Origin of the sequence: Daejeonella sp., assembly GCF_046590655.1 — a bacterium.
GTDB lineage: Bacteria > Bacteroidota > Bacteroidia > Sphingobacteriales > Sphingobacteriaceae > Daejeonella.
Window position 1 is genome coordinate 1 of record NZ_JBKJUM010000123.1, and the last position, 8,187, is coordinate 8,187.

8 protein-coding genes are annotated in these 8,187 nt (G+C 41.7%); 1 reads left to right on the plus strand and 7 read right to left on the minus strand.

Annotated features, from left to right (window positions below; genetic code table 11):
• Positions 1-31: 31 nt before the first annotated feature.
• A complete protein-coding gene (locus ACLL8Z_RS11740; RefSeq protein ID WP_411274987.1) occupies positions 32-100 on the plus strand; it encodes a hypothetical protein in 69 nt (22 codons plus the stop codon).
• Positions 101-342: 242 nt separating this feature from the next.
• On the opposite strand, the gene ACLL8Z_RS11745 is transcribed toward ACLL8Z_RS11740, so the two are convergent.
• The 7 genes from ACLL8Z_RS11745 to ACLL8Z_RS11775 all read right to left on the minus strand — a co-directional run bounded on the left by ACLL8Z_RS11745 (position 343) and on the right by ACLL8Z_RS11775 (position 8,107).
• Entirely contained in the window at positions 343-1,617 is a 1,275-nt protein-coding gene (locus ACLL8Z_RS11745) for an MFS transporter (protein ID WP_411274980.1), read from the minus strand.
• Between the two features lie 15 nt (positions 1,618-1,632).
• Complete coding sequence (locus ACLL8Z_RS11750; RefSeq protein ID WP_411274981.1) at positions 1,633-3,015, minus strand: M28 family peptidase; 1,383 nt, start codon at positions 3,013-3,015, stop codon at positions 1,633-1,635.
• Between the two features lie 19 nt (positions 3,016-3,034).
• Positions 3,035-5,161 (minus strand): ATP-dependent DNA helicase RecG, encoded by a 2,127-nt coding sequence (recG, locus tag ACLL8Z_RS11755; protein ID WP_411274982.1) that lies wholly within the window; start codon positions 5,159-5,161, stop codon positions 3,035-3,037.
• A gap of 3 nt (positions 5,162-5,164) precedes the next feature.
• Complete coding sequence (locus ACLL8Z_RS11760) at positions 5,165-6,088, minus strand: EamA family transporter (protein ID WP_411274983.1); 924 nt, start codon at positions 6,086-6,088, stop codon at positions 5,165-5,167.
• Positions 6,072-6,452 carry a RidA family protein gene (locus ACLL8Z_RS11765; RefSeq protein WP_411274984.1) on the minus strand — a complete coding sequence of 127 codons (381 nt, stop codon included), beginning with the start codon at positions 6,450-6,452 and terminating at the stop codon, positions 6,072-6,074. The genes ACLL8Z_RS11760 and ACLL8Z_RS11765 overlap by 17 nt, the downstream gene beginning before the upstream one ends.
• 31 nt (positions 6,453-6,483) lie before the next feature.
• The gene (locus ACLL8Z_RS11770; RefSeq protein WP_411274985.1) at positions 6,484-6,639 is read right to left on the minus strand and encodes a DUF6728 family protein; all 156 of its coding nucleotides are present in this window, start codon (positions 6,637-6,639) and stop codon (positions 6,484-6,486) included.
• A gap of 73 nt (positions 6,640-6,712) precedes the next feature.
• Positions 6,713-8,107: an OmpA family protein gene (locus ACLL8Z_RS11775; protein ID WP_411274986.1), complete on the minus strand. Its 1,395-nt coding sequence runs from the start codon at positions 8,105-8,107 to the stop codon at positions 6,713-6,715.
• Positions 8,108-8,187 lie beyond the last annotated feature (80 nt).

The following is an 8,187-nucleotide window of genomic DNA, read 5'->3' on the forward strand; positions in this document are numbered from 1 at the left end:
TATAAATACCAAGCTACTTTGGCTGATTGTAATTCTTTTAGCACCGGTATTGGGCTGTTTGGTGTATTTTTTCTGGGGGAAATATCAGAGGCCTTTGTAAGGGGCTCTTCCCCGATTGGATCCCGGATCAAGCCCGGGACGGATCTCGTAAATGACACGCGGCTACAGCCGCATGTGTCGACCGGCGCATGACGTATGAACCGGGAATTGCATGAAATCCAAATAATTTATTGTAGTTCTGCTGTGGTTTTGAACCCGCTGAATTTGAAATGCGTAGAGGACGCAAGCTACGCCGCGTCTGCGGGAGATCCCCGACCCAGTCGGGGAAGAGCCCCCGCATGGTTAATTCGTATTAATCTCCTTCAAACTCAAAGGAACCAATCTTTTCGTTTTCAGCCAGGTAATAAATACGATGATAAGGGTCATTGAACCTCCAAATAAGACAGACGGGACAGTTCCCATAAGCTTAGCGGTTGCGCCAGATTCGAATGCACCGATTTCATTTGACGAGCCGATAAACATAGAATTCACTGCAGACACTCTGCCCCGCATATGATCCGGCGTTAGAATCTGTAATATGGTTGAACGTATTATCACACTTACACTGTCGAATGCTCCCTCAAAAAAGAGAATTAAAAGCGACAGATAGAAGTTCCGGGATAATCCAAAACAGATAATAGATATTCCAAAGCCGGCAACAGCCAGAAGCAGATTCCTCCACGGTTTGTCCATGGGCGGATATTTCGCCATAATGAACATTGTTACAACGGCACCAAGAGCAGGAGCCGCCCGCATTAATCCTAATCCTTCCGACCCTACCTTTAAAATGTCATGAGCGAAAATCGGCATCAGTGCTACTGCCCCTCCGAAAAATACGGAAAACATGTCCAGACTAAGTGCCCCTACAAGCATCCTGCTCTTAAAAACAAAACGAATTCCCTCTTCCAAACTTTTATAGATATTTTCTTTCATTACAAATTTTGCCGGATGGCTGTTGATGAAGAAAATGATACAAGTCAGAGACATGGCAATGAATGTCAGAATTACCACAAAACAGGAAGTTATTCCTCCGAATCCATACAGGAGCCCGCCAGCAGCCGGACCCACTATTGACCCCAACTGAAAGGCCCCGCTATTCCAGGTAGAGGAATTAGCGTAATGTTCTTTCGGAATAATCTGTGCCATAATGGAAAATGCTGTCGGTGAATAAAACCCTCGTGCCAGACCTATACAAAAGATCGTAACGTACATTGTGGAGATAATCACCCCTTGTGACATTAGGTCCAGAGCGGCTTTGGAAGTCACGAATGCCAGTGCCAAAGAACAAATGAACATTGTGCCCATTATATTTATGAGCATTGTTTTCTTGTTGGATTTGTCAGCGATATAGCCGCCATAGAGGGTTACCGTGATAGAAGGCACGGCTTCTGCCAGCCCGATCAAACCGAGCGAAAGCGGATCTTTTGTAAGCTGGTAGATGTACCAGCCAACTACCACAGCCTGGATTTGGTATGCGAAAGTAAACAGGAATCGCATTGCCACATAGGAGCGAAATTCAGGATACCGTAAGGCAATGTAAGGATCAGTTTTTCCCTTGGCTGGGGGGATTTCACTCATGTTCAGTAAAAATGGCTATTCTATGCCGTACTTGTCTATCAGATATATCAGCGAAGCCATTGATGCTGCGCCAAGTTCAAGTTCTCTTTTGTTTACGTTCTCAAACACGTCGCTGCTTGCATGGTGAATATCGAAATAGCGATGGGAATCAGGTTTAAGACCTATAAGCACTATTTCGGGGACAACTGTTTTCAATGGTCCAATATCTGCACCGCCACCGCCTGACAAGAGCTCTGTAACTTTATATGGTTCGAATAAATGCTTCCATTTAGCAATTTGTAGCATTGCAGTTGGGGATTCTTGAATAGTGAACCCTCTCGGACTAAATCCCCCATGGTCAGATTCCATAGCTGCCATATGCTTTTCCTGGTTTTGTTTAGCAAGTTCGGCGTATTTGAGACCCCCTCTCAAACCGTTCTCTTCGTTCATAAACATGACGGCACGAATGGTGTTTCGTGGCTTTAAATTCAGCGATTTAAACATTCTCAAGACCTCAATTGATTGAGTAATGCCTGTACCATCATCATGAGCACCTTCTGCCAGGTCCCAGGAATCCAGGTGCCCTCCAACAGTAATTATTCGTTCAGGACTGACACTCCCACGGATTTCGCCCACCACATTGTAAGATATAGCGTCGGGAAGGGTTTTACAATTCTGCTTGAAGTATAAACGTATGGCAGGTGACTTTTTCATGCCGAGCTTTTGGCTCAGCAATTCGGCAGCCTTCGTACTAATGGCGGCTGCTGGAATTTTAGTCACAGCATCCTGATAACGCATTCCGCCAGTATGAGGATTATCATCTATGATGTTTGTCATTGACCTGACAATTACACCAAGCGCGCCCAATTTTGCAGCTTCAATTGCACCCTGACTTCGCTGATCTACAGCTCCGCGATATGCTTCAAAAGGGTCAAACAACTTGTTATCAAATGGACGGTTATAGAAAACTATTTTACCCTTGACTACATTCTCTCCTAAAGATCTTAACTCCTCAAAGCTTTTCACTTCGATTACCTGTGCAAGAAGTCCCTGTGATGGGCTGGCAATAGACCCTCCTAACGCAGCGATTCGGACAGGAATTTTAGTTGTGCCATCCAATATGTAAGCTGATTCTTTAGCTCCCCGTTCCCAATGAGGAACCATGACCTCCTGCAAATAAACCCTGTCAAAACCATATTCTACCATCAACTTTTTTGTCCAGTCGACAGCTTTGTTTGCGTTTTGGGAGCCACTTAACCGCGGCCCAATTTTTTTACACAAGTATTCCAGGTTAGTATAAGCCTGTCCGCTACCAAGAGCTTCGTCATATATTTTTTTAATAATAAGAGAGTCAGGATTCTGGGCAAATAAGTTGCCTGATAAATATAATATCGAGATAAATGTTGCTATCAATTTCATAGTGCAAATTAGGCTATTTTCATGAAATCTTATCCCAGCTTATCCCCCCAACCCTTCTTTCAAAATACTGACGCAGCAACCTGTTACTTTCATCTGTTAACTCAGGATCATCTTCCAGAATTTTGATAACCGTTTTCCTTGCTTCAATTAGTATCTGCTGATCCTGGGCCAGGTCTGCAAGTTTAAGATCGAGAACCCCGCTTTGTTGAGTTCCCTCTATATTTCCCGGGCCGCGAAGCTGAAGGTCAATTTCTGCAATTTCAAAGCCATCGTTTGTGCGCACCATTGTATCTAGGCGTATCCTTGCATCAGAACTGAGCTTATTTCCCGACATGAGAATGCAGTAAGATTGATCTACGCCCCTCCCAACCCGTCCGCGAAGTTGATGCAGTTGTGATAATCCGAAACGTTCAGCGTTTTCTATGATCATTACACTCGCGTTGGGAACATTGACTCCAACTTCAATTACAGTTGTGGCCACCATTATTTGAGTTTGCTTTTTGACGAAGCGCTCCATTTCCGAAGACTTTTCTTTAGGAGTCAACTTTCCATGAACAATGCTAATATTATATAGTGGCGGAGGAAATACATTTGAAATAGCATCAATTCCAGCCTCAAGATATAAGAGATCGAGCTTCTCACTCTCTTTAATCAAAGGGTAAACAATATAAATCTGTCTTCCCTTTTCAATTTCCTCTTTCATAAATCCAAACATCCTGAGACGCTGGCTATGATACATATGTACCGTTTTAATTGGTTTTCTCCCTGCAGGCAACTCATCAATGACTGAGATATCAAGGTCACCGTACAAAGTCATTGCGAGTGTTCGCGGAATGGGAGTCGCGGTCATAACCAATACGTGCGGAGGGATAGTATTTTTTCGCCAGAGTTTTGCGCGTTGTTCGACGCCAAACCGATGTTGTTCATCAATAACTACCAGCCCCAGGTTCTGAAACTTTACTGCATCTTCGATCAGAGCGTGTGTACCCACCAGGATATTTAACCGTCCATTTTCGAGCTTATCATGAAGAATTTTTCTAAGTTTTTTAGTGGTAGAACCGGTTAACAATTCCACTTCTACAAAATCATCTCCGACTAGTGATTTAATTGAAATATAGTGTTGCTGAGCAAGAATCTCTGTAGGAGCCATAATGCATGCCTGAAAACCATTATCTATTGCCAGAAGCGTCATCATTAAGGCTACTACTGTTTTGCCGCTACCCACGTCACCCTGGAGCAGCCTGTTCATCTGTATGCCCCTTTGTGTATCCTGTCGAATCTCCCTAACAACCCTTTTCTGTGCGCTTGTTAATTCAAAAGGTAACTTTTCCGAAAAAAATGTATTGAACTTTTCACCAACGCTAGCAAAAACAGCCCCTTTAAACTTGTGCGTCCTGATGATTTTTGTTCGAAGCAGTTTTAGTTGAATGAAAAACAGCTCATCAAACTTGAGGCGCCTTTCAGCCGACCGCAAAAGCTCTGTGTTATCGGGAAAATGAATGTTGAAAAACGCTTTTTGACGACTCATTAGCCGATGCTCAGCCAAAATTTGATCCGGGAGTGTTTCCTCTATTTGCCTGATAACCTGATCAATGAGGTTGGCCAGAATGCGCTGTATTCCACGGCTATCAAGATTAAATTGCTTTAGTTTTTCAGTTGAGCTATAAACGGGTTGAAGGCTTAAATTACCCTTATTTTCGGCTTTTGGCTGATATAGTTCGACTTCGGGGTGTGTAATGGAGATTCGCCCATTAAATATTGCTGGCTTACCGAATATCATAAAAACAGCCCCCTGTTGGATTATCTTATCCACCCATTTAAGACTCTGGAACCAAACGAGCTCTATACTACCGGTTTCGTCTTTGAAATTAGCCACCAGTCGCTTAGCCTGCTTTTCACCAATTATATCCTTCGAAACAATCCTTCCAAGTATCTGAACCGCGGGAAGTTCACCATTTAGCTCCCTGATCTTATAAAAGCGGGTGCGGTCAATATAACGAAACGGATAGTGCTCCAGGAGGTCCTGATAAGTAAAGATGGCCAAATCTTTTTTTAGGATGTCAGCGCGTTGGGTTCCTACCCCTTTCAGGTATTCCACCGGCGTCTTTAAGATCTGTTCTTTCAATTTCCCGGAAGGTAAATCCACTATTTATTCAGCGGGCCTTATTGTTAATTCTTTAATGCTATTCCAGTTGAAGACTATTACAGCAGCGAAAAGCATGGAATATGCATATAACTGGTGAGGATCAATTCCTTCGTGAAAGTAAAAAAATGCTACGGCAAAAGCAACGATTGGGTTAAGATAAATAATGATCCCAAGTGTGGACGATGGCATACCTATAAGGGCATAGAGGCTCAAAAAGAGCGGTACTATTGTAAATAAAATGGAAATAATAACAATGACTGTCCAGAAGTATAGATCAAGCGGCAACTGCTGGAAATTGTACAGGAATAAGGGCAAAGTTATAACGGTGGCGATCACCAAGTGAATACCCAGCATAAGAAGTTTATCAATTCTTCCCATAACCCGTTGGATGATTAGGTAAAAGGCATATAGTGAAGCAACGATCACTGACCATAGCAGTTCCCGAAAGGAACCCTGTGCTAAAATTACTATGCTTATTGCAGCGATCCCAATTGCTGCCAGCTTAAACGTGGATAATTTCTCCTTTAGAATTAAGAATCCTCCCATGGCAGTGATAAGCGGGCATATCATATAAGCGAAGGCAGCTGATTTCAAACTCACCTCATTAACAGCATAAATGTACGTAAACCAGTTACTAGTTATTAAGAAGCCGGCGAGAATACTCAACCAAATGATTCGCTTTCGTTCAGTTTTTGATTCGGACTTCAGATAAGTCAGATCTTGTTTAAGTTTCGATTTTCTGAAAAATAATATTACCAGCCAGGTAATAATCAGGGAAGTAAATATTCTGTAATGCAAGATATCTTCAGGAGCATAGTCCTGTAAAAGTCTTAAAGGGATTGAGAAAAAGCCCCAAATAACAACCGATAATAACGCGGCAATAAAATACTTTGTCCTGCCTTCCTTCAACTTATGCTTTATAGGCAATCACTGATATTTCAACGTTGACGTTCTTAGGTAAACCCAGTACCGCTACCGTCTCCCGGGCGGGGTAATCAGATTTAAAAAAGGATCCGTAGATTTCATTTACTTTGGTGAAATGTTTCATATCACTCAAAAAGATACTGGTTTTAACAATTTCAGCAAATGAAAATCCAGATGCCACGAGAAGTGCTTCAATATTTTGCATCACCTGACCAGTTTCATCTTCTATGCTTCCATCTATAAGTTGCTGGTTAACAGGATCGATAGCGATTTGGCCAGATATATACAGCATATTTCCTGCTTTAACAGCCTGGCTATAAGGTCCTATGGGGGCTGGAGCATTCTTTGAATAAATAATAGATTTCATGGAGTGTAATTATAAATGAGAGGGAATAATGCTATTTCCCTGATAGTATAAACCAATTGATCAGTTTGTAAAGTATGCCCCCAAGAAACATAATAATAGCTAATGCATTAATATAGTGCATAACCTTCAAATTGAAATTTGTCGGGCGGTTCGGATCCTGCTTTCTGAAAAAATACATCTTTAGCAAATTTACAAAAAAAAAATCCTGTTCCGAATAATCGGAACAGGACTCTTTACAATATGCTTATATACAATATTGTTTATTGCATTTTTGCTTCAACACGACGGTTTTGTACACGTCCTTCCTCAGTTGCATTAGATGCAACCGGGCGGCTTTCGCCAAATGCTGAAGTTGAGATTCTGCTAGCAGCAACACCAGAATTAACAAGGTAAGTTTTAACAGAGTTTGCTCTATCTCTAGACAAAGTCATGTTATACTCAGTTGTACCTTCTGAAGAAGCGTGACCTTCTAATTGAACACGTGAAGAAGAATTAGCTCTAAGATCAGAAGATATTCTATCTAAGATCGGGTAAGCATCAGTTCTTAATACTGAAGAGTCAAATTCGAATTGGATAACGTTTCCAGTAGCCATTGCATTACTTGCTTCTGGAGGAGGACAACCGTTGTACTCCGCTGTACCTTTAACAGTAGGACAAGCATCTTTCGAATCTGGAATACCGTCAGCATCAACATCTAAAGGACATCCTGAACCATCAACTTTAACACCAGCTTCAGTTCCAGGACATTTGTCTAATTTATCAGCAACACCGTCACCATCTGAATCTTTTAACAGATCCTGAGCTTCAAGAGCGCTAACACGACCTTTTAAAGCTTCAACTTCCTGACGTAATGTAGGATCTTTTAACTCATCATACATCAAAGCAAGTGGGTTAACCCAGTCTAAGTTTGGTTTAGCAGTAGAACCTAAAGAGAATTCTAAACCTGCAGAACTGTAAGACCATTTATCTTTTGAATTTGGACGACCATAAATTCCATCAAGGTTATCACCATCAAGGAAGTTCATTGTGTAACCAAGGTCGAAATTAACGCGTTCAGATATTTTGAATTTTGCGCCAACTCCCAACGGGAAGAAAGACTCCTGAACAAATTTCTCGTCTCTGTTATCACCAGCTTTACCTTTCCAGTCAAACGGCAATCTTGGAGCAAAACCAACGATACCCCAACCTGCTTTCGCAGTGAAATTTACATTGTTTTCTCTCTTTAAGAAATCTACTGTAGCAACGTTAACAACACCTGCAAGAGATAATGCATAAGCAACATCAGTTTCAAATGAAGTGTAGCTACCTGCAGGAACAAAAGATTTTGCAGGATCGTTTTCTCCAGAAAGTTCTCCACGGATTCCGTCAAACTGAATTCCAAAAGCGTGACCTAGTTGCTTACGAAGAGATAATCCGTAACCTAACTCAGCATTGATCTTGTTGAAATCGTTAGTACCGCCAATAGCAATGTGTGGCGTCATTACACCAGCATTAATGCCAAGGTTCCATGTTCTGTACTGTCCTCGTCCACCAAACACTTTGGCAGAAGAACTCGCCGAGCTCGAAGTAGCATCTTGTGCGTTAGAAATGCCTGTCAGGCCTAACACTGCTACTAACGAAAACACAATGGCTTTCTTAATTGTAGAATAATTCATACTTTGTTTTTTTAAAGGTTAACAATTTTTTATTAATGTAATTTACACAAAAATAGTCATAAGTTTGACATGTGCAAATT